At 71.4% G+C, this 21,865-nt stretch carries 19 protein-coding genes and 2 pseudogenes; 13 read left to right on the top strand and 8 right to left on the bottom strand.

Annotated elements, in window-relative coordinates; genetic code table 11:
- Positions 1 to 161: 161 nt before the first annotated feature.
- Positions 162 to 599, bottom strand: a complete 438-nt coding sequence (locus ACIRFH_RS10010) for an SsgA family sporulation/cell division regulator (RefSeq protein ID WP_403518690.1) — start codon at positions 597 to 599, stop codon at positions 162 to 164.
- Between the two features lie 272 nt (positions 600 to 871).
- Between ACIRFH_RS10010 and ACIRFH_RS10005 the strand changes: the two genes are divergently transcribed.
- From ACIRFH_RS10005 to ACIRFH_RS09970, 8 genes and pseudogenes are all read left to right on the top strand, one after another.
- Positions 872 to 1,309 (top strand): universal stress protein, encoded by a 438-nt coding sequence (locus ACIRFH_RS10005; RefSeq protein ID WP_403518688.1) that lies wholly within the window; start codon positions 872 to 874, stop codon positions 1,307 to 1,309.
- A 199-nt stretch (positions 1,310 to 1,508) separates the two neighbouring features.
- A pseudogene (locus tag ACIRFH_RS10000) lies at positions 1,509 to 1,692 on the top strand (thiamine pyrophosphate-binding protein); the annotation flags it as partial.
- Positions 1,693 to 1,777: 85 nt separating this feature from the next.
- The gene (locus ACIRFH_RS09995; RefSeq protein ID WP_403518714.1) at positions 1,778 to 1,936 is read left to right on the top strand and encodes a hypothetical protein; all 159 of its coding nucleotides are present in this window, start codon (positions 1,778 to 1,780) and stop codon (positions 1,934 to 1,936) included.
- Positions 1,937 to 2,013: 77 nt separating this feature from the next.
- Positions 2,014 to 2,889, top strand: coding sequence for an alpha/beta fold hydrolase (locus tag ACIRFH_RS09990; protein ID WP_403518712.1), 876 nt, complete (start codon positions 2,014 to 2,016; stop codon positions 2,887 to 2,889).
- Positions 2,890 to 3,029: 140 nt separating this feature from the next.
- On the top strand, positions 3,030 to 4,004 hold the full coding sequence (locus tag ACIRFH_RS09985; RefSeq protein ID WP_403518686.1) for an SMP-30/gluconolactonase/LRE family protein: 975 nt from the start codon (positions 3,030 to 3,032) through the stop codon (positions 4,002 to 4,004).
- A 52-nt stretch (positions 4,005 to 4,056) separates the two neighbouring features.
- Complete coding sequence (locus ACIRFH_RS09980) at positions 4,057 to 4,563, top strand: MaoC family dehydratase (protein ID WP_403518684.1); 507 nt, start codon at positions 4,057 to 4,059, stop codon at positions 4,561 to 4,563.
- Positions 4,564 to 4,577: 14 nt separating this feature from the next.
- Complete coding sequence (locus tag ACIRFH_RS09975) at positions 4,578 to 5,246, top strand: DUF4232 domain-containing protein (protein ID WP_403518682.1); 669 nt, start codon at positions 4,578 to 4,580, stop codon at positions 5,244 to 5,246.
- A gap of 68 nt (positions 5,247 to 5,314) precedes the next feature.
- Positions 5,315 to 5,728 carry a DUF5709 domain-containing protein gene (locus tag ACIRFH_RS09970; protein ID WP_403518680.1) on the top strand — a complete coding sequence of 138 codons (414 nt, stop codon included), beginning with the start codon at positions 5,315 to 5,317 and terminating at the stop codon, positions 5,726 to 5,728.
- A gap of 166 nt (positions 5,729 to 5,894) precedes the next feature.
- Here the strand turns inward: ACIRFH_RS09970 and ACIRFH_RS09965 are convergent.
- Positions 5,895 to 6,059, bottom strand: a pseudogene (locus ACIRFH_RS09965) (NADPH:quinone reductase); the annotation flags it as partial.
- Between ACIRFH_RS09965 and ACIRFH_RS09960 the strand changes: the two are divergent.
- The 3 genes from ACIRFH_RS09960 to ACIRFH_RS09950 all read left to right on the top strand — a co-directional run bounded on the left by ACIRFH_RS09960 (position 6,054) and on the right by ACIRFH_RS09950 (position 9,316).
- Positions 6,054 to 7,109: a helix-turn-helix domain-containing protein gene (locus ACIRFH_RS09960; RefSeq protein WP_403518711.1), complete on the top strand. Its 1,056-nt coding sequence runs from the start codon at positions 6,054 to 6,056 to the stop codon at positions 7,107 to 7,109. The pseudogene ACIRFH_RS09965 and the gene ACIRFH_RS09960 sit on opposite strands and share 6 nt — an antisense overlap.
- A 501-nt stretch (positions 7,110 to 7,610) precedes the next feature.
- Entirely contained in the window at positions 7,611 to 7,790 is a 180-nt protein-coding gene (locus ACIRFH_RS09955) for a hypothetical protein (protein WP_403518678.1), read from the top strand.
- Complete coding sequence (locus ACIRFH_RS09950) at positions 7,790 to 9,316, top strand: AMP-binding protein (RefSeq protein WP_403518676.1); 1,527 nt, start codon at positions 7,790 to 7,792, stop codon at positions 9,314 to 9,316. Before ACIRFH_RS09955 ends, ACIRFH_RS09950 begins: the two co-directional genes overlap by 1 nt.
- 301 nt (positions 9,317 to 9,617) lie before the next feature.
- Here ACIRFH_RS09950 and ACIRFH_RS09945 read toward each other — a convergent pair whose 3' ends face one another.
- From ACIRFH_RS09945 to ACIRFH_RS09920, 6 genes are all read right to left on the bottom strand, one after another.
- A complete protein-coding gene (locus tag ACIRFH_RS09945; protein ID WP_403518674.1) occupies positions 9,618 to 10,859 on the bottom strand; it encodes an alginate lyase family protein in 1,242 nt (413 codons plus the stop codon).
- Positions 10,860 to 10,886: 27 nt separating this feature from the next.
- The gene (locus ACIRFH_RS09940; RefSeq protein ID WP_403518672.1) at positions 10,887 to 14,222 is read right to left on the bottom strand and encodes an alginate lyase family protein; all 3,336 of its coding nucleotides are present in this window, start codon (positions 14,220 to 14,222) and stop codon (positions 10,887 to 10,889) included.
- A complete protein-coding gene (locus ACIRFH_RS09935) occupies positions 14,219 to 15,748 on the bottom strand; it encodes a glycosyl hydrolase family 28 protein (RefSeq protein ID WP_403518670.1) in 1,530 nt (509 codons plus the stop codon). The genes ACIRFH_RS09940 and ACIRFH_RS09935 overlap by 4 nt, the downstream gene beginning before the upstream one ends.
- 50 nt (positions 15,749 to 15,798) lie before the next feature.
- A complete protein-coding gene (locus ACIRFH_RS09930; protein WP_403518668.1) occupies positions 15,799 to 16,650 on the bottom strand; it encodes a carbohydrate ABC transporter permease in 852 nt (283 codons plus the stop codon).
- 62 nt (positions 16,651 to 16,712) lie between these two features.
- Positions 16,713 to 17,717: a carbohydrate ABC transporter permease gene (locus ACIRFH_RS09925; RefSeq protein WP_403518666.1), complete on the bottom strand. Its 1,005-nt coding sequence runs from the start codon at positions 17,715 to 17,717 to the stop codon at positions 16,713 to 16,715.
- Positions 17,714 to 19,060 carry an extracellular solute-binding protein gene (locus tag ACIRFH_RS09920; protein ID WP_403518664.1) on the bottom strand — a complete coding sequence of 449 codons (1,347 nt, stop codon included), beginning with the start codon at positions 19,058 to 19,060 and terminating at the stop codon, positions 17,714 to 17,716. The genes ACIRFH_RS09925 and ACIRFH_RS09920 overlap by 4 nt, the downstream gene beginning before the upstream one ends.
- Positions 19,061 to 19,528: 468 nt before the next feature.
- Here ACIRFH_RS09920 and ACIRFH_RS09915 point away from each other — a divergent pair, with 468 nt between their 5' ends.
- Both ACIRFH_RS09915 and ACIRFH_RS09910 read left to right on the top strand, forming a co-directional pair.
- Positions 19,529 to 20,542, top strand: coding sequence for a hydroxyacid dehydrogenase (locus ACIRFH_RS09915; protein ID WP_403518662.1), 1,014 nt, complete (start codon positions 19,529 to 19,531; stop codon positions 20,540 to 20,542).
- Positions 20,543 to 20,658: 116 nt separating this feature from the next.
- A complete protein-coding gene (locus tag ACIRFH_RS09910) occupies positions 20,659 to 21,747 on the top strand; it encodes a LacI family DNA-binding transcriptional regulator (RefSeq protein ID WP_403518660.1) in 1,089 nt (362 codons plus the stop codon).
- Positions 21,748 to 21,865 lie beyond the last annotated feature (118 nt).

Genomic DNA, 21,865 nt, shown 5'->3' with positions numbered 1-21,865 from the left:
ATGGCGACCATGGCCTTGATGCGCTCACGCTCGGTCGGCGTCCGGCCCGTGGTCGGGTCCGGGGTGACGTCGCCGACGGTGAAGATGCCGAACTGTGTGCTCGGCGCCGTGTTCCTCGGGTGCACTGGGAAGTCCTTTCAATGGTGAGTTCGTCAGGGAGATCAGGGCTGCGGCCGGTGGCTTCCGCCCATGAGCGCGGTTATGGCGCCGTCGATGTCCAGGTGGTCGCTTTCCGTTCCGGCGGGTACCAGGGCGAAGGCCTGCTGAAGAAATGCGGTCACCTCCGTGTCCGCTATTTCGACCAGTGCCGTGCCGGCCGGATTTCTCAGAACGATGCGCAGGGAGTGGGGACGGTGGCAGTGCCCGGGAATCACCAGCACATCGCCGGGGCCGGTGGGGCGTCTCAGTCCTTCGGTGAGTAGTTCGCGGGCAAAGGACCAGGTGACGGGCGGTCCGGTCGATGACCCGAGGGAAAGCCGGACGGCATAGGGATCGGTGATCCCGTACTGCAGTTCCGCCGGCACCGGCAACGGCGGCGCCTTCGGAGCACTGACGTGTGCCGTCACCGGGCGCGTGACCGTGCCGAGACGTTCTTCCATGATCGGCCCTCGAAAAAGTGGCGAAGCGTAATTCCTTTTCTGACCCTAGGAGCCGACGGCTCGGGATCTTGACGAGGAACGCACGAAGTTTTGCCCAGGGAGGCACTTCTCGCCGTCCCGGACCCGCATGAGCGGTGATCTCCGGGATCCTCTGTGCCGGAGAGAACGTCGGGCACGGCAGGCCGCCCGCCCGTCACGCCGGCTCCGGACGGTGGCGGCCGGGCGCCCCCCGGCACGGCCCTCGACGCATATTCACGAAAAGGACAAATGTCATGTTCAAGAGCATTCTCGTCGCTGTCGATTCCAGTCCTGCCCGCCACTCCGTCATACGCCTTGCCGGTGACATGGCCCGACTGACCGGGGCCGAGATCAGTGTTCTGCACGTCGCCCCTTCCACGGCGACGATCGCCGCCGTGGTCTCCCTGGAGGACGACGCGGAAGCCAGGGCCATCCTCGACGACGCCCTTGCCCGGCTGCGTGAGGCAGGCGTCACGGCCGAGGGCACCGTCACCAGAGCGCTGACGACGGCGATCGCCACCACCATCTCCTCCACCGCCAGGGAACGGCAGGCCGACCTCCTGATCCTCAGCCCCCACCACCGCGGGACGCTCGAAGCGCTCATCAACCCCCGGGTCAGCGACGCCGTCGCTCACCGGGGCCGTACCGCCGTGCTGCTGGCGCCTGACGACGGCGACGGCGACCAGCACTGATCCGGACGCCGGCGGGGGGGGGGGGGGGGGGCCCCCGGGCCCCCCCCCCCCCCCCCCCCCCCCGGCCGCGACGGACGGGCCGCGCCGCGTCACGATCAGTGCGCTGCCGGGCTCTGCGCGGTGCGCGGAGAAACAACTGGCCCGCTCGACGTCCCCATAGCCTTGCCGCGGCCCCGTGAGCGACCACCTGAGGAGCACCATGGCCGGACAGTCCACAGCCGAGCAGTACGTCGACCTCCTCGCACGGGCCGGCCGGCGTCCGCCGCCTGTACGGCGTCGTCGGCGACAGTCTGGACCCCTTCGTCGACGCGGTCGGACGGCATGACTCCCTGGAGTGGGTGCAGGTCCGGCACGAAGAGGGCGCGGCCTTCGCCGCCGGCGCACGGGGCATCCGGGTGGAGAATCCCTCGGAGGTGCGCGAGGTCCTGCGCGCCGCCTTCGCCCACGACGGGCTCGCACTGGCTCGACGTGGTCACCGACCCCGACGCCCTCGCGACCCCGTCGAAGATCACCACCGAACAGATCACCGGCTTCGCGCTGTCGACGAGCCGCACCGTCCTGGCGGGAGGCGTCGGACGCATGGTCCACCTCGCCCGGGCGAACACCCGCACCATCCCGCGCCCTTGAGCGGACGACGGCCCACACCGTTCCCCTCCCGCCCGGCGGCCTCTCGTCCACCCTCCCCCTTCCGAACGGGCATCGTCATGTCAGACCTCACAGGCATCACGCACCACACCGCCGTACTCAACGGCATCAGGCAGCACTGGGTGAGCGCGGGCCAGGGCCCGCCGGTCTACCTGCTGCACGGCTTCCCCCAGACCTGGTACGGCTGGCGCAAGCAGATCCCCGTGCTCGCGGAGCGGTTCACCGTGATCGCGCCGGACCTCCGCGGCTACGGCGACACGGACAAACCCGCCTCCGGCTACGACAAGCGGACCATGGCCAACGACGTCGTCGCGCTGATGGACCACCTCGGGCACGAGCGGATCGCCCTGGTCGGCCACGACCGCGGCGCCCGCGTCGGCACCCGGTTCGCCAAGGACCACCCCGAGCGCATCGACCGGTTCGTGGCCATGGACAACATCCCCACCCGCGTCATCGCCGAGACCTACGACGTGGCCCTCGCCCGGCAGGGCTACTGGTTCTTCACCTTCCTCGGCGTGCCCGACCTGCCCGAGGCGCTGATCGCCGGCCGTGAGGAGACCTGGCTCACCCACTTCTACCGCAGCTGGTCCTACGACCCGGAGACGCTCACCTCCGACGAGATCGCGGTCTACGTGCGCGCCTACCAGCAGCCCGGTGCCGTACGGGGGTCCTGCATGGACTACCGGGCGGCACCTCAGGACGTCGCCCAGGACCAGGAGGACGCCGACCGGCTGATCGACTGCCCCGTACTGACCCTGTGGGGCGAGGACTTCAGTGCCGTCGGACAGGCCTACGACGTCCTCGACGTGTGGAGGGGGATGGCCCGCGACGTCCGTGGAGTGCCGATCGCCCAGTGCGGCCATCTGTGCCAGGAGGAGCGCCCCGACGTCGTCAACCGGGAACTCCTGGACTTCCTCACCGACTGGAACGGCTGACTCCGACGCGAGCACGGACAGATGGACACCGGGGCGCGGAAGGGCAGGGCGGCCTCCCCGGCAGCCCTGACGTCACTGACGCGCCGTCGGACCGGACACCCCCTCCCTTTGTGACCGAAGAGAAAGAAGGAAGAACTCCCATGCCCAGATTCCTGACGAGGACGCGCACCGCCCTCTCGGCCTCCGCCGTGGCGGCCGCCGTCGCCGTGATCGCGACCGTCCCCGCAACCACGGCGACCGCCCGGCCTGCGACGAGCGCGCGCTTCGTGGCACACCTGGACCTCGCGGGCGGACAGCGACCGGAGAACATCACCCTGGAACCCGGCGGCGGCGCCGTCGTCACCTTCGCCTACAGCCGCCAGGTCGCACGCATCAGTCCCGACGGCACGGTGCGCGTCCTCGCCACCCTGCCCGAACCGCCGGCCGGTTCCACCACCCCCGCCCTCTCGTCACCCTTCCTCGGCGGCATCGTCCGCACCCACGACGGAACCCTGTACTTCCTGTACGCCACCGGCAGCAGCGACCTGACCGGCCTGTGGCGCCTGCGTCCCGGCGGCACCCCGCAGCGCATCGCCGCGCTCCCGGCGAGCGGCCTGCCCAACGGCCTGGCCATCGACCGGCACGAACACCAGCTGTACGCCGCCGACTCGGTCCTCGGCACCATCTGGCGGATTCCCGTCAGCGGGGGCACACCCACCCGTTGGGCCACCGCGCCCGAACTGGCGGCCGCCGGATTCCTGGGAGCCAACGGCATCAAGGTGCACGACGGCGGCGTATGGGTGTCCAACCTGGACAAGGGAACCGTGCTCCGTGTCCCAGTCGTCCGGCACGGGAACGCCGGACCCGTCGAGACCCGCGCCACCGGCCTGGTCGACATCGACGACTTCGCCTTCACCGGCCACGGTGACACGCTCCTGGCCGCGATCAACGCGGACAACGAGATCGCCCTGGTCGAGCCCGACGGTCGGCACGAGGTCGTGCTCACCGGCGCCGACGGACTTCAGAACCCGACCTCGCTCGCCGTGCGGGGCACCACCGCCTACATCGCCAGCGGCGCCTACTTCACCAACGACGACCCCAACCTCCTCGCCGCCCGCATCACCCCGGGCAAGTGAGCCGGCCCGTACCGCCCACCCGGGAACGACACCCCCACGAGAGGACAGTCCGATGACCCAGCCGTCCACGGACCCGGTGACGACCGCACCGGTTCCCTTCGACCCCGAGGCGTTCCAGGTCGTGCCGGCCCGGACGTTCGAGGACCTGCGCGTGGGCGAGGTCTTCCGAGCGCCCAGCCGCACCCTGACGGACGCCCACGCCGCGGCCTTCCAGACGGTCTCCGCCGACAACCACCCCGTGCACTACGACGCCGAGTGGGCACGCAGGCACGGTCACCCCGCGCCGGTCGTCCACGGCCTGCAGGTCCTCGCCTTCACCGCCCCCGGCGCCACCCTCTTCCCGCATGTCATCGGGGAGGTGTTCATCAGCTTCCTCGAACTCGCCTGCACCTTCCTCGGCGAGGTGCACTCCGGGGACACGCTGTACCCGGCGCTCACCATCACCGGTCTGGAACCACAAGGCGACAACGGCGTCGTGACCACGGCCGCGACCGTCCACAACCAGCGCGGCGAACTCGTGCTGGCCGGGCAGCACAAGTACCTGCTGAGGCGTCAGTGACCAAGGAGAACGGCATGAAACACCGCCTGCTCCTGCCCGGCGCCCTCCTCTGCTGCACCGTACTGGCCGGGTGCACCGGCCAGAACGCGGACGGCACCGCGGGAGCGGGAGCCGGTCCGACCGCGCCCGGCTCGTCGTCACCGGCGGAGACCGCCACCGGACCCGCCGGCGCCGACACCCCCAGCCCGCCCGGTGAACCGGCCCCGGGCACGTCCCCCGGTGCCGGAACGCCGTCCTCGGGCTCCGCCGCACCAGCGGTGGGGCGCCGCTGCCACACCTCCGAACTGCGGGCGTCCGTCGGAACCGGCCATCCCGGCGCCGGCCAGTCGAACTTCGCCGTCGTCGTGACCAACGGATCCCGCCGCACCTGCACGGTGCACGGCTTTCCCGGAGTGGCGTTCGTCAACGGCGAAGGCGAGGCGGTCACCCCGGACCCCGAACGGGCCACAGACCAGGAACAGCGGACCGTGACGCTCGCTCCCGGAGCCAGCGCCTGGTCGGCGATGACGTACACCGATCCGGCGATCACCGGTGTCACCACCGTGACACCGACGGCTCTGCGCCTCACGCCGCCCGACGAGACGGCCTGGATCCCGGTGCGCTGGACGGGTGGCGAGGTCTCCAACACGGGCAAGGCGTCGGTGCCCCGGGTGAGCCCGTTCAGACCGGGCGACGGCACCTGACCCCGCGACCGGAGCGACACACCACCGCGGCGAAGCGGCCACCACCGGGGTGGCCGGACGGGTCCGAGGTGCAGGACGACGCGGGGCTGCTGGACGCGTCGGACACCCTGGACCACCGGGCCGGCGACGAGGCACTGGACGAGGGCTGCTCGCCTCCCGAGAAACAGTGGGGCGTGGAGCACACCGGTGCCACGGCGTCGGAGCGGTGGCGAGGGGAGAGCCTGGACGAGCGCCTCCCGGAGGAGGTGCCCGACATCGGCGTCCCCGAGGGCGACGGGACCGGCGACCTCTGGGGCACGGACGGAGCGTTGATCGACGACGAGGCCGGTGACGCACGCGCGGGCCGGCTCGTCGCGCCGGACGAAGGCGGTCACGAGAACACCGAGTCCGACCTGTACGCGTCCGACGTGGGGCTGGACGGGGCCGGTGCGTCGGCGGAGGAGGCGGCGATGCACGTGATCCCCGACGCCGAGCCCTGCTGACGTCCCGGCACGGCACTCCGGTGCCCGGCCCGGCGCCGCCCCCCGCGTGAGGGCACCGAAGGAACCCTGGCCGCCGCACGGTGCTTCCGTCCTCGTCCGCGTCGTCCGGCGAGTCCACGACGTCACAGCCACCCGCACCCACGGCGTCGTCGCCGCCCTGCCCGGCTCAGGGTGTCAGCACGACTCTGCCGAACACCTTCCCCGCGTCCATCTCGCGGTGGGCCGCCGCCTCGTCCAGAGGCGGCACCTCGTGCACGACCGCGCGCAGGTCCCCGCGCGCGGCATCGGCGAACTGGGACGACCGCACGGCCTGCCGGTCGGCGCCGTGGACACGGCCGTCTCCGACGAGGTGTTCTCCGGCACCGTCCGTACAGCAGCGCTCGGCAGGCTCCAGACCGTCACCATGGACGGCGTCTGCCCGTCCGCCCTGCGAACGCGCCGATTCCTCGCGCAGGGCGGCGAAGACGAGTACGCGGTCGTCACGCTGCTGGAGCGAGGAGCCACCCGACTGGAACAGGACGGCCGTGAAGCGCTCCTCGAGCCGGGGGCCGTCTTCGTCCACGACACGGCGCGCCCGGTCCGGCTGCATCCGCCCAGGTCCTTCCGGACCCAGTCCCTCGTCCTGCCGAGAGACGTTCTGGGGCCGAGCGAGTCCGACATGGCTCGGATCACGGCCTCCCCGCTCGGCCCCGACACGCCGCTCGGCGGTCTGTTGTCACCCTTTCCGGCCGGGCTCGTGGACGGCGCGGGATCCTACCCGCCCCGCACCGGCGAGCTGATGGCCCGTAACGTCGTGGACCTGCTGGGCGTGCCGGCCCACGAGGCTCTCGGCCGGCCGAGAGCGGGAACGTCCGGCGGGAACCAGACGCTGCTGCTGCGCATCCAGGCCTTCATCGGCCGTCATCTCGCAGACCCCGATCCGACTCCCCAGGCCATCGCCCGTGCCCATCACATATCGCTGCGCTATCTGCACAAGTTGTTCGAGGGCGAAGACGTCACCGTCGGCCGGTGGATCCAGCGGCGCCGTCTGGCGGAGTGCCGGCGCGACCTGGCGTGCCGTGCGAAGAGCGCCACGATCGCCGCAGTGGCGCATCGATGGGGCTTCACCAGCGTCGCGCATTTCAGCCGGGTGTTCCGGGCCGCCTACGGGATGACCCTCCCCGCGAATGGCGCGACGGCCAAGGCGCTTGGGAGCCGTCGGCTTCGGACCGGGGTGATCCGAGGCCCGGCCCCGGGGCCCCGTCGGCGGGGACGGCCGACTGCCCTGTCCTTCGGCCGTGGCGAAGCGGCGGCGGCCCCTGCCCGGCCGGTGAGCCGACGGGCGCGCGTCGTGAGACGCTGCGGTGATCGGAGACGCCCGGCGCGGGCCTCCAGCAGCTGAACGGGGCGCCCGCCGAGGGCGGTCGTGCCCCAGCCGTCCACCGTGCAGAAGCGCGACGGGCCTCGCGGGTGACGGACCTCTTCGGGCACCGGGTGAGGTCCTCGGTGGACATGCCTTCGGCGGTGCGCCTGGCAACGTAGTGCCTGGCCCGTTGATCACCCTGCATGCGAACCAGGACGGAGTCCATACGGTGAGCGACGCCACTCCCTTGCCGAAGGCGGCCGTAGAAGGACCAGGCCCTTGCCACGGGTTCTCCGGCGAACACGGTCGCTCCCCGGTGTCCGGGAGTGGCTCAGGTGCCGGCGGACCTCGGTGCGGTGGACGTCGAACGGGTCCGTGCCCGGCTCCTTCCCTCCTGGCCCGGTGCGTCGCGGTCGAGCGGCGCGCGGACGGACGCCCCCTCGGTCCGGTCACCCGCTTCCACCCGGGCGACGGCGCCGCCCGGCAGCCGGGCCGGTCGGCGAACAACTTGGCCGAAGTCCGGCGGAGCCGTACGGCGAGATGATCGGCTACCGCTACGAGCCGGGGCAGCTGGAGCGCCGGCACGAGGACTTCGTCCGCCGCGGCGCCGTCGCCCTCGGCGGACCGCTGCGCGACGCCTTCCCCGAGGCCGCGGAGGTACCCCGTGCCGGGGACGCCTCCACCGCCTCACACGATCGACGAGAGAGGAACACCCCCTGATGACGCCACCCTTCACCACCATCTGCCGGTCCTTCGCCGAGCAGGTGGAGCGGCAGCCGGACAAGGCGCTCCTCGAACTGCCCGACGGCCGGCGGATCACCTACCGCGAGATGGCGCGGACCGTGGGGCGGACCGCCGCCCGGCTCGTCGCCGACGGTGTCACCCCCGGTGACCGGGTCGCCATGCAGGTGGAAAAATCCCCGGAGGTCATCGCGCTGTATCTGGCGACGTTGCAGGTCGGCGGCGTCTTCCTGCCGCTCAACACCGCGTACACCGGTGCGGAGACGGAGTACTTCGTCGGCGACGCCCGGCCGCGTGTGTTGGTCTGCTCCCCGGAGCGGCGGGCCGACCACGCGCACCGCGAAGGGGAGGGCCTCGTCGTCGAGACCCTCGGCACCGAGGGCGACGGCACCCTGCTGGAGGGCGACGGCCGACACGACGAGGTCGTCGACGCGTCGGCCGACGACCCGGCGGCGATCCTCTACACCTCCGGCACCACCGGACGCTCCAAGGGCGCGGTGCTGACCCACCGCAACCTCGCCTCCAACTGCCGGGTGCTGCTGGACGCCTGGCAATTCACCGACCAGGACCGGCTGATCCACGCCCTGCCGATCTTCCACGTCCACGGGCTCTTCGTCGCCGTGAACATGACCCTGGCGGCCGGTGCCTCCATGTACTACCTGCCGAAGTTCGACGTGGAGACGGTCGTGGACCTGCTGCCCCGGGCCACGGTGCTCATGGGCGTCCCCACGTTCTACACCCGGATGGTGAGGAACGACCGGCTCACCCCGGAGACCTGCGCTTCGATGCGGCTGTTCGTCTCCGGCTCGGCCCCGCTGCTCGCGAGCGACCACGAGGCCTTCGAGGCCCGTACGGGCCACGCCATCCTGGAGCGCTACGGGATGACCGAGACCGGTATGAACACCACCAACCCGTACGAGGGCGGCCCGCGCAAGCCGGGCACCGTCGGCAAGCCGCTGCCCGGCACGGAGATCAGGGTGGTGGACGGTGAGACCGGACAGGCGCTGCCCGACGGTGAGGTCGGCAGCATCGAGGTCCGTGGCCCCAACGTCTTCAGCGGGTACTGGCAACTGCCCGAGAAGACGGCCGCCGAGTTCCGCGCGGACGGCTTCTTCATCACCGGTGACCTGGGCCGCATCGACGAGGACGGCTATCTGTGCATCGTCGGCCGGAGCAAGGACCTGGTGATCTCCGGCGGCTGCAACATCTACCCGAAGGAGATCGAGGAACTGCTCGACGCCCACCCCACGGTGCTGGAGTCCGCCGTGATCGGTGTCCCGCACCCGGACTTCGGGGAGACGGTCGTGGCCGTCGTCGTCCCGGCGCCGGGCCAGGAGCCCCAGGAGACCGAACTGCTGGAGTTCATCGCCGGCGACCTCGCCCGGTTCAAGCACCCGCGCGCCGTGCGCGTCGTCGAGGCGCTGCCGCGCAACGTGATGGGCAAGGTGCAGAAGGCCGAGCTGCGCGAGCGCTATCAGGACCTGTTCATGGACGCGAACGCCTGATCCGTAGCGGGGCTGACAAGAGCGGAAACGAGGTGAAGGGCCGTCGTGGAGACGGCCCTTGCCCGGTGGCGGCACGGGCGAGGCCGGCGCCGGTCAGGATGCCGGCACGTCCGCCACGCCCGGCTTCCGGTCCCGGCCTCGCCCGACTGGAGGGCCGCGTCGCACTGAACGCCCTGCTGGACCGTGCGTTCCCTCGGCCGCACAGGCCCCGACGCCGTAGCAGCACCAGCGTCCCGCAGCTTCTCACGCCCCGGAGTCGAACGGGGTTCGACGCCGTGGGAGCGCGCTTGCCCGCGGGCGCCTACTTGGCGTACATCAGCGTGCCGAAGCCGAGCTGGTCGTAGCCGCCGCTGGCGGAGCCGTAGTCACCTCCTCCGCCCTCGGGGGCGACCGAGAAGCACATCCGGGAGATGTACTTGTCGTCGAGGTACTTACGCCGGTTGTAGTGGTAGTGGAGCATCGCCCACACGGGGCGCGCCTGGCCGCGGCTCGCCGACGAGACGACGGTGTGGGACTGCCGGGCGCAGTTCTGGCCGGTGCCCCAGGTGTACGTGGTGAACGGCACTTCCTGGCCCAGGTTGTACTTGGCGACGTACTGGGCGGCCTTCATGAACCGGTTGCCGTCGTAGCCGTACAGGTCGTCGCCCTGGTTCCAGGCCATCTCGCAGAAGGCGCCCATCTGACCCATGCCCATCACGGTGTGGCCCTGGTCGCGGCCGGACTCCTGCCACTGTCCGAGGGCGTAGCCGTCGGAGTCGGTGTGCAGGTACGGGACGGCGTGTGTGATGGATCCGTTGCCGGCGCCGGACCTGAAGTACGCGACGGCCTGGTCGTACTTGGCGCGGTCCTCGTTGAGAATGCCGATGGCCAGGACCGAGGCCATGTTGCACAGGTCCCAGTTGGCCCAGTAGTTGGTGACGCAGGCATCGTTGTGCCGGGTGAGGAACTGGTTGTTGAGCGGGTAGAAGACGTCGGCCATCATCTCCTGGAAGGACGCCAGGTCGAACGCGGGGTGGTCCCGCAGGAGTTCGGCCGCGTTGGCGAGTTGCCAGCCGTAGATGCCGGCGGCGAGGAACCGGTCCGCGTTGCCGGTGACGGTCGTGAGGGTCGACGACCAGGCGTTGAGGATGCCGGCGGCGCACCGGGCGTTGGCCTCGGTGCCCCCGACCCGCCAGCGAAGGGCGTTCTGGTAGGCGGCGGCGATGTCGTTGGAGAGGAGCGAGTAGTTCTGACCGGTTCCGCCGCGGATGATCGTCGCAGTCGCCCGGGGTGTCCAGGTGGACTGCGCGTGCGGGTTGGCGGTCAGCTTGTTCCAGCCGGACCGCCAGGGGTCCGTGCCGGCGGCGACGCGGAGCCTGGCGCGGTTGATGTCTCCGGCGTTGTGCAGCATGCCCGGGTGGGTGAAGGCCAGGGGAGCTGCGCCCGCGGCGTTGGTGAAGGCGGCACCCGCGCCGGCCGCGGCGGCGAGAGCGCCGGCGGCCGTCAGCAGGCCGCGGCGGCTCAGCGCGCGGCTGTGGCTCGTGCGGGGGGAAGTGCGGCTCATCGCTGTGCGTCTCCCATCCTGTGAACGTCAGTTCCGGGTGATGCTCACCCTTTCGAACCTGGTGGTGCTGTGGACCAGGGGACTGCGGGAGCAGACCACGAGGCCCACGTAGTGGGGGGCGGTACCGAACCCGGGGACCTCGCCGGAGGCCAGCGCGGTCCAGGTGACGCCGTCATCGGTGGAGGCGTGGGCGGTGAAGGCGTTCCCGGTGCGCCTGAGCCGCAGCAGACAGGGGGTGGTGACCGCGGCGTTGCCGGTGAAGGCCGACTTCCCGGCCACCGTCGGGCGCAGCATCAGCTGGGCGGTGGTGCCGCCGGTGACGATGGCCCCGGCCGCCTGGTCGAACGGGTTGAGGGACTTGGTCATCAGCAGACCGACCCGGTCGTCGGTCGCACCGGTCCGGGAGCGCAGCCGGGCGGTGACCTCGCAGTCGCCGGTGACCAGGCGCCGTACGAACTGGCCCGTCATGCCCTGGTTGTTGACGTTGAGGTCGGTCCCGGCGCCCCGCACCACGAAGGTCCCGTCCTCGTACGCCGTACTGCCGGGTGTGCGGACGGCGACCACGCCCAGGGTGGCGAGGGCGCGGTCGTCCAGGACCACGTCGCCCAGGTCGCCGTACGTCCAGGGGGCGGGCGGGGGTGTGCCGACCGTGAGGACGAGGGTGCCGGCGCCGGTGCCGGCCGTGTTCCCCGCCGTCGTCATGACCGTGAACTCACCGGTGCGCGTGGGGGTGCCGGAGATCAGTCCGGTGCGCCTGTCGACGCTCAGACCGCCGGGCAGGCCGTGGGCGGTGTACCCGACGGGCTCGTGCGTGGCGCGCAGGAGATGGCGGAAGGCGACGCCCTTGTTCGCGAACACCGTCGTGGCGGAGCCGAGCGCGGGGACGGCCGGACGGGGCATGCGGGCGGACACGGACGCCGAGCGGGGACCGGGGCCGGAGCGGTTCGTCTTCGCGACGGCGTAGTGGTACGTCGTCCCCGGTCTGCCGGTCGCGTCGGCGTACCTGACCCGGGTGCCGAAGCCGACGGGGCCGACGTCGGTCGCGAGCGTCCGGAAGGGTCCGCCGGCGGCCGTGGCGCGCAGCACCGTGAACCGGGCGGCGAGGTCCGGGTCGGTCCAGGCCAGCTCGACGGCGTCGGCACCGGTGGTGGCGCGCAGGCCGATCGGGGTGCGGGCGGGACGGGGCACCGACCAGATCTCACCGGTCGCGGACTCCACGGTGACGTTGTCGAAGGCCCCGGTGCCGGTCTCGGCGTACTCCTCGTCGACGCCCAGGCAGGAGCTGAGGACGAGGCCCGCGTACACGGTGCGGCCGAGATCGACCTCGCTGGTGCCGACCTCGGTCCAGCGGACGCCGTCCGGGGAGATGGCCCCGGTGCAGCGGCGGCCCCTGCGGGTCACCCGGACCCAGTACGGCGCCCGCAGCCGGTAGCCGTCGCCCGCGCCCTCGACGTACGGGGCCTCGATGGGGGTCGCGGATGCGGGCAGGGCACCCAGGTCGGAGATCGGGAAGGACGCCTCCACCGTGATCGCCCGCTGCTGGGACGGCGGCACGGGCGTGCTGCCGGTCGCGGAGACGGTCGCGCCGGCTTCCGGGCGTACGGTCCACACGCCGCTCCAGGTGTGCAGCGGCAGTCCCTGGATCAGCATCGAGGCGTGCGCGGCGTCCGGGGCGAGCGAGCCGCGGAGGGTGACACCGGTCTTGGCGTACTGGGAGCTGAGCGGGAACACGACCCGCGCGGAGACGGTGCCGTCGCCGCGCAGCGGCAGGTACACCAGGTGGTGGCCGTCGGCCCTGCCGCTCGCCTCCAGCACGAAGCGCTCACCGTCGAAGACGGCGGAACCCGGGATCCGCACCGGGCCGAGGTCGCGGCCGGCCCAGGGGCGGGGGAGGCCCGCGGACGCGGCGACCGGACTCGAACCGGGCCCCCTCCCCAGGGAGTTGGCGGCGACCACCGTGTAGTAGCAGGTCCGGCCGGGACGTGGTGGGCGGGTGTCCGTGTACGTCGGCCCGTCCAGCCCCGAGGTGACCTCCGTGTAGGGCCCTTCGGGCCGGTCGGCCCGGTGGACGGTGTACGTCGTCGCTCCCGCGGACGGCAGCCAGGCCACCGTGACCTCGCGGTCGCCGCCCACCGCCGTGACCCCGGCGGGAGCCGTGGGCACCGTCGGGGCGGGGGCCTCGGTCCCGGCGTGGGCGAAGGTGCCGAATCCGGGGAGGTCGTCGTTGCCCGCCTCGACGACGCGGGCGCCGTCGGCGCCGCGGAAGACGGCGGCCCGGAGGTGCGGGGTGTCGAGGCCGCGGACACCGGCGTAGTGGGCGTAGTACATCTCGTAGGCCGGAGGCAGGGTGCCGCGGCCCTTCTGCGACACGGCCGTCTTGATGTACTTGCCGGTGCGGTCGAGGTCGGGGGCGAAGGGGACGTCGCCGCCGAGGTTGTAGCGGACGGCGTACTCGGCGCCCGCGAGGATGCGGTTGCCGTCGAAGCCCCACAGGTCGACGCCCTGGTTCCAGGCGACCTGGGCGACGTCGCCCATCAGGCCGACGGCCAGCTGCTCGTGCCCCTGGTCGCGGCCGGACTCCTGGCCCTGGCCGGCGTCGGTGACGACGCGGTGGCGGACGCTGCCGTTGCCCGCACCGGCGGCGGCGTAGCGCAGGGCGTCCTCGAAGAGGGCGCGCTCCTCGCAGAAGACGCCGATGGCCAGGATCGTCTGGATCGCGGCGAGGTCCCAGTTGCCGTTGGCGTAGAGCGTGTAGCCCGACACCGCCGGATACCAGACGTCCAGGAAGGACCGTTCGCAGCGGGCGATGTCCGCCGCCGCCCAGCCGTCGTAGCCGCTGTGGCGCAGCAGTTCGGCCGCGTTGACGAACTTGAAGGCCTGGAGCCCGGCGCCGAGCGGTCCGTCGGCGCCGGTGATCGTGGTCAGGGACGCGGACCAGGCGTCGAGGATGTCGCGGGCCTTGTCGGCGTGCGCCCGCTGTCCGGTGACACACCACATGAGGGCGTTCTGGTAGGCGGCGGCCGAGTCGCTGACGGCCTCGTTCATGTGGTCGCCGGGGCCGCGGCCCCAGGAGGTGACCTGTCCGGTGTTGCGGACGGTGTACGTCGCCCTGGAGCGGCTGTGGGCCGCGAGGGCCAGGTAGCCGTCGTGGACGGGTGACTCCTCGGCGGCGACCGCCGCCTTCGTCCGGGCGAGGTCGGCGGCGGTGTGCAGCAGGCCGGGATGGGTGAAGGACCGGGAACGGGCCTCCCCGCCGGCGGCCCGGGCCGGGCCGGGTGCGAGCAGTCCGCTCGCGCCCGACGCCAGCAGCAGGGCGGCGGTGCCGCCGAGGAAGCCGCGGCGGGTGGTCGACGGGACGCTCATGACGCGGCGGCCGCCTCGGCCTCGGCGGTGGTGAGGAACCTCAGGTTCGTCACGTGCTCGTTGACGTGCATCGGGACGAAGTCGGTGGTGAGGTACCAGGCCGGTTTCTTCATCGAGTCCGCGACGACCGTGCCGTTGACGACGAGGTTCTCGAAGGTGACGTTCTTGACCGGGTGGTCGGCGTCGTAGCCGAGCAGCATGCAGGTCGCGAGCGGCTTGCCGGTGTAGGAGAGGTCCTTGACGTGGACGTTCTCGATACCGCGGCCGACCGAGGTGTTGTACTTCGTGTTGTACATGACCCGCATGTGGATGAGCTGGCCCCAGCGGAAGTCCTCGACACGGACCCCGTCGACCCGCACGTTCCTGATCAGGTTGCTGTCACCGGCGTTGAGGGCGATGCACCCCTGGTAGCCCATCTGGGGTTCGCGGTGGTCGCAGATGTCGAGGTTCTGGAAGACGAGGTTCTCCAGGACCTCGGGGGCGTCCGTGTTGCCGTGCGTGCCCACGTTGACCGGGTGGGCGACGTCCGCCCAGAGGGTGGAGTTGCGCACGGTGATGTTGCGGGTGTCGCCGTAGTACTCCCAGCGGTGGGTGTAGATCGCGACGCAGTCGTCGGAGGTGCGCAGGAAGACGCCGTCGATCAGGACGTCGGTGCTGGAGAAGACGTCGATGCCGTCGCCCCAGCCCTTGGAGCTGAAGGCCGCCATGTCCTTGAGGGTGACGTCGGTGGACTGGCCGACCTGGACCGCGTAGCCGTTCGGGTTGAGCATGGTCAGGCCGTCGACGGAGACGTTCGACGAGCCCTCGACGAGCACTCCGCCCGCCGCGGTGCCGGCGAGCACGCCGCGGCCGGCGAGCCGGGCGTTCCGTACGTCCTTGAAACGGACCGTCGCCTTGAGAACGGCGCCGCCGTGGACGTACACGGTCTTGCCGGAGGGCACGTCGAGGAATCCGTCGGGGGTGGTGTGGACGCCGGGGCCGAAGTAGAGGACGTCGGGGTCGTTCTCCCTCGGCCGCCGCGGCTCGACCGCACGGGCGAACAGGTGGAGGCAGTCGAAGAGGTCGTCGTTGATCTGCACGACGACCTTCCGCGGCCGGTCCAGCCGGAACCGCAGCGTGTCGGCGCGCACCTCCGGGGTGATGCCGTACGAGTCCGGGCGCACCCGCACCTTCCGCACGCCGCCCTTGATGTACGTCACCTCGACCTCGACCTCGCCGGAGAAGTCGAAGCAGGCGAGGGAGGAGTCGAACTGCTTCTTTCTGCCCGTGGCGGGGTCGATCTCGGCGAGGGTGGGCCGGTACACGCCGAGCGTCTGCCAACGACGGCCGGGGGTACGGACCTTGACGGTGAAGCTGTCGGTCTTGACCGGTGCGCCGGCCGGTACGGGATACGTCACCAGCCGGTGCCGGCCGCCCGAGGACTCCTGCGCGTCGGCCGCCGTGGCCGTGAGGTGGGTGAAACCGGCGGCGAGCGCGGTGGCGCCGGCCGCCTGGAGGGCCGTACGACGGGTCAGGGGCGTGCTCATGCGGAACTCCGATCGGCGAAGGGGCGGGGGGTGCCGGGTGAGCGGCGGCGTTACTTGAGGCCCGTGGTCGACATGCCGGTGACGAACCCGCGCTGGGCGACCAGGAAGATCAGCAGGATGGGTACGACGTACATCACCGAGGCGGCGGCCTGGAGGTTGGTGACCGGTGTGCCGGCCGAGGTGACGTAGCTGCTCATGACGGCGACGGCGAGTGTGGAGCGGTCGGACGACAGCAGCAGCTGCGGGGCGATGTAGTCGCCCCAGCTCCAGGTGAAGGCGATGATGAAGCTCGCGGAGAGAACCGGCCAGGACTGCGGCAGGAAGATCCGCCAGAAGACCGCGGCATGGCCGCAGCCGTCGACGATCGCCGCCTCCTCCAGTTCGCGGGGCAGTCCGGCGAAGAACTGCCGGAAGAGGAAGACCAGATAGGGGGCAGCGGACAGGCCCCACAGCACCCACGGCCAGTAGGTGTCGACCATGCCGAGCCTGGCGAAGATCAGGTAGGTCGGCAGCAGGGTGATCATCTGGGGCAGCATCATCGAGCCGATGAGAATGCCGAAGAGCACCTTCTTGCCGGGTGCGGTCAGCCGGGCGAAGCCGTAACCGACCCAGGCCGAGCTGAGGGTGATGAGCGTGGCGTAGATCGTGGCGATGATCAGGGAGTTGCGGGCGTAGCCGAGGAAGTCGATCAGACGGTAGGCGTCGGTGAAGTTGTCCCATCGGAAGACGGCGGGAAGCCAGTGCACGGGCGAGGCCGCCAGTTCGGCCGGGGTCTTCAGGCCGGAGAGGACCAGCCATCCGAAGGGGCCGAGGAACAGTCCCGTGACCGCGACGAGAACCGTGTAGAGGACCAGGCGGGACCCCCGGACCCGGACCGTCGAGGCGGTGCCCGGGGCGGACACGGGGGCAGGGACGGCCGGGGACTCCCGGGGTACCGGGGGAGGAGCGGTCGGGCTGGTGGCGGTCACTTCTTCGCCTCCGGGTCGACGGTGTAGAACACCACGCCGGACGTGAACCTGAAGATGAGTCCGGTGGCGATGAGGATCAGGACGAAGAGCACCCACAGCAGCGCGGAGGCGTAGCCGTAGCGGCCGAAGGCGAAGTACTCCGCGAACACGTGCATCATGTAGAGGTAGTTGGACTGCGGGATCGCGGTGACGGCGGCCGTGGTGCCGCCCGGCGCCAGCAGCAGCGGCATGATGGTCTGCACCGAGGCGATCACGCCCGTCACGGTCTGGAAGAGCAGGACGGGGGAGAGCAGCGGCACCGTGATGCTGCGGAAGGTCCGCCAGGCGCCGGCGCCGTCGATGCGGGCCGCCTCGTGCAGTTCGCGGGGCACGTCCTGGAGCCCGGCCAGCGAGATGATCATGATGTTTCCGGCGCTCCACAGCACCGTCATCAGCAGGACATGGCGCGCGTAGGGGTCGGCGAGCCAGCCCAGCGCGTCGATGCCGAAGACGTTCAGGACGCCGTTCGCGGCACCGGAGTTCTGGTCGAAGAGCTGCTTGAAGGCGATGCCCGCGCCCACGGGCGGTATCACGGCCGGCAGGTAGAGCAGGGCGCGGAACACCCCGCGTGCCTTGAGCGGCCGGTTGACCAGGACCGCGAGCCCCAGCCCGGCGACGATCGACAACGGCACCGAGGTCACCGCGAACAGACCCGTGCGGCCCAGAGCACTCCAGGTCTGGGAGTCGGAGAACAACTCGCGGTAGTTGCCGAGACCGACGTAGCGCCAATGGGGCGAGATGCCGTCGAACGTGGTGAGGCTCAGCCACAACGCATAGGCCATCGGGACGATCGTCAGCAGGACGAACCCGATGAGCCAGGGAGAGACGAACAGATAGAACGCCCGGTGCCTGCGCGTGGTCATCGAGGACCGGGGGGTGCGGTTCACGGACGGTGCCGGGTGACCGGTGTGCAGGGCGGGGCCTGTCCGGTCGGGTGCGGAAGTGGTGTGCCTGACCGTCATCCCACCTGCTCCTTACCCCGCTCGAGCTGCTCGTTCATGGCCGAGTTCAGGTGGCGGGCGAGGGTGTCGACGGACATCTCGCCTCTCATGGCGGCCGGGGCGAACCGGTTGAAGACGGCGGAGAGCGAGTCCACCGTGGCGTAGGGAGTGAAGGCGATCACCGAGAAGTGCTTCAGCTCGGCCTCCTGCACCTTCAGCACGCGTTTGTGGTGGGCCTCCTGGGCGGGCATCAGCGGTCGCAGGGACGTCAGTGTGGGGATGCCCCAGCCACCGGTGGCGCGGGCCTTGGCCGGTGCCTCGCCGAAGAACCACTCGAAGACCCGCCATGCGGCGTCCTTGTTCCGGGCCTTGCGCGGCATCCACAAGCCGGTGCCCGCCTGACAGGGACTGACCCGTCGGCCGCCCTGGAAGACAGGGGCGGGAGCGAGGCGGGAGAGCGGTGCGAGCTTCGCGTCGGCGTTGATGACACCCCCCAGCCAGTAACCGGAGTTCGACATGGCCATCCGGTTCGCCTGGTAGGTGGGACCGTCCCAGCCGTTGGGGTCGGGCTGGAGGACACTGGGCCCGACCCCGGTCCTTCCGTACTCGACGTACCAGTTCAGCGCCTTGCGGGCGGCGGGCGCGGTGAAATCGACGCGGGTGAAGTCCTCGCTGAAGATGCTCCCGCCGGCGGCCACGGTCAGACTCGCCAGCAGGGTGGGGGCGCTCACGCCGTTGTAGCTGCCGCCGAAGACGGTGGTCTGCCCGTTCTTGCGCCGGGTGAGTCGCTTGGCGTTCTCCAGCCACTCCTCGTAGGTGACCGGTTCCAGCTCCGGCGGGTGGTCGACCCCCGCCCGGTCGAACAGTGCGGTGTTGTACCAGAACATGGAGTCCTGGGAGAAGTCCTTCGCCATGCCGTAGCGGGGGCCCTCGCCCTGGGTCCGTCCGTCGTAGCGCCACAGATCGTTCACCGGGTCCAGATCGGTGACATCGAGCACGCTGCTCCGGGCGAAGTACGGGTCCAGTTCCTCCATCACGTCGCGCGCCGCGAAGTAGGGCGCGTCCGTGGCACCGACACCGCGTACCAGGTCGGGCGGACTGCCGTTGGTCATCATCGCGATCAGCTTGGTGATGTCGTACGGGACCGTGGCGATCTTGACGCCGATGTCCTTCTGGGCCTGTCGGATCAGGTCCGGGGAGATGTCGTCCGGCTTGACCATCAGCGTGACGGTCTCCCCGGGCCCGCTGACGCCGGTGGACACCCGCATCGCGCAACCGCTCAGCGTCGCCGCACCGACGGCACCGCCGGCCGCCAGGGAGAGGAACCGGCGACGGCTGGGAGGGACACCGGCGTGGGCACGCATGTATGTCTCACCTTCGTTCGGGGAGCGGCTCATGGCGGGAGGTGCGGGAGGTGCGGGAAGCGCGGGAGGTGCGGGAAGTGTCCGTCCGACCGGCTGTATGGGTAGCAACCGATTTCCGTGAGGGACGGCCAGAGCTTCCAGCGGCTCCTGCGTGACGTCAAGGCTTCTGACCAACTTTCGGGAAACCGGTGAGTAACCGGTGGCAGCTGCGCCTCGGAGGTGCCGACCACGTCATGGCCGCGTGAAATTGCAGGTCAGCAAGGGGTTATGGGGAGCAGTGCGATGCGGCCACGGCTCGCGGGACGAGGGTGGAGCTCGGTCGACGGCCCTGACGAGAGGGGCCGGGGAACGGGAGCGGCAGGGGCGGCGAGGTCGAATCCGTCGATTGACCGGCCGCTCGGACGAGCCCTACGGTGGAAGGCGCTTTCAGAAAACGTTACCCCTGCGCTGTCTTCCGTCAGGAGCGTCATGCCCACAGCCCAGCGACCCAGGGCCGTCTTCGCCATGGACCCCGTGCACCTCCCGTTGCTGTTTCCGCCTCCGCTGATGGAGCGCCTGCGGCGGACCGCGCAGATAGACGCGTCGCTCGTCGTGCGGGACTTCACCGACCCCGCCACGGCCCGGGCGCTGGCACAGACGGAGGTGCTGATCACCGGCTGGGGCTGCCCCCGCCTCGACGAGGCCGTTCTGGCCGCCGCCCCCCGGCTGCGCGCCGTGCTGCACGCCGCCGGTTCCGTGCGTTCCCTGGTCGGTGACGCGCTGTGGCAGCGGGGAGTCACCGTCTCCAGCGCGGTGGCCGCCAACGCACGGCCGGTGGCGGAGTACACACTGGCCATGATCCTGCTGGCCGGCAAGGACGTCCTCGGTCACCGCGACCGCTTCCGCGCCACCCATCTGCCGCCCTCCCCGGCCGAGACCACCGGCATCGGCAACGTCGGCCGCCGGGTGGGCGTCATCGGCGCCTCACGCGTGGGCCGGAGGCTGCTGGAGCTCTTGCGGCCGTTCGAGTTCGCCGTCTCGCTGTACGACCCGTACGTGGACTCCGTGGAGGCCGGCGCGTTGGGCGCCCGGCCGAAGACGCTGGAAGATCTCCTGCGCGGCAGTGACATCGTCAGTCTGCACGCGCCCGACATCCCCGAGACCCACCACATGCTCGACCGCGCCAGGCTGGCCCTCATCCCGGACGGCGGAGTGCTGATCAACACCTCCCGGGGCGCCCTGGTCGACCACGAAGCCCTCACCGACGAGCTGGTCTCCGGCCGGATCCGCGCGGTCCTGGACGTCACCGAGCCCGAGCCGCTGCCCGCGGACTCCCCGCTGTACACGCTGCCCAATGTGTTCCTGACGCCTCACATCGCGGGTTCGCTCGGCAACGAGCTGGAGCGCCTGGGCCGCACGGCCGTCGAGGAGCTCGAACGGCTCGCGGCGGGCGTCCCGCCGGTCTGCGAGGTTCGCCGCGGCGACCTGGCCAGGGTCGCGTGAACCCCGCGCACCGGCCAGGGGCGGCGCGAAGAAACGATGGGATACGGTTCCGGCACCGGCGGGCCCGCTGCCCGGTCCGCCCGGTGAGGGAACCGCTACGGTGAAGGAGCCGCAAGGTGAGTCAGCGCAAGGCGTCGGCGGACGCCGGTCCGGCCACCATCCGGGACGTCGCGGAGCGGGCGGGTGTCTCGGTCGCCAGCGTCTCGCGCGTGCTGTCCGGCAACTACCCGGTCTCGGACGATCTGCGCCGCCGGGTCATGAAGGTCGTCCGGGAACTGGACTACGTCACCAACGCGCACGCCCGCTCCCTCGCCGGCGGCGGTACGCCGACGGTGGCCATTCTCATCAACCACATCACCGGCGCCGCCTTCGCCCATGTGGCCAAGGGGGTCGAGGGTGCCGCCTCGCTGCGCGGCTGGCTGACCCTGGTCGGCACCACCGGCGACGACCCCGAACGGGAACTGGCGCTGGTCAACCTCATGCGCCAGCAGGGCGTCGCCGCGGTCGTCCTGCTCGGTGGGGCCTACGACTTCGAGGAATACCAGTTGCGCATGGCCCGGTTCGCCCGCTCCCTGGACGCGGCGGGCTCGCACCTCGTCCTGGTGGGCCGGCCTCCCCTGGAGGGTGACGTCCCGGCGACGACGGTCGACTACGACAACGAGGGCGGCGCCTACGCCATGGCCAGTCACCTGCTGTCGGCGGGTCACCGACGTGTCCTCGTGCTGCCGGGCCCGGCCGAACTCACCACCGCGCAGGGCCGCCTGAACGGGGCACGGCGGGCGTTCGAGGCCTACGGCGTGCCGTTCCCGCCGGACATGGTGCACCACGGACCCTACGAGTTCGAGCACGGTCTGCGGGCGGTCGAGTCCGTCCTGAGGAACGGGTCGCTCTTCACGGCGATCCTCGCGGGTACCGACGTGGTCGCCGCCGGCGCCATGCAGGCCCTGCGCTCGGCCGGGTTGCGGGTGCCCGAGGACGTTTCGGTCGTCGGCTACGACGACATACCGCTGGCCTCCCAGCTGACCCCGAAACTGAGCACCGTGCACGTGCCGTACGAGGAGATGGGCCGCGTCGCCCTGCGTGCCGTGGCCGACCGGCGCGAGGGCGGCGGCGCCGGCCGCCGGGGCGGCGACGGGGCCCACCTGGTTCTGGGCACCCACGTCGTCGTACGGCAGTCGGTGCGGCCACCGGAGCGGCAGGGCTGAGCCCGGGACGGAACCCCTTCGACCGGAAGGGCGGGGTGCGGGGGGGGGGGGGGGGGGGGGGGGCCGGGGGGGGGGGGGGCGGGGGGGGGGGGGGGGGGGGGGGGGGGGGCGGCCGGGG

Origin of the sequence: Streptomyces sp. NPDC093586, assembly GCF_044764905.1 — a bacterium.
Taxonomy (GTDB): Bacteria; Actinomycetota; Actinomycetes; order Streptomycetales; family Streptomycetaceae; genus Streptomyces.
Note: the sequence above shows the minus strand (reverse complement) of the source record. Positions and strands in the feature narration are given on the sequence as shown.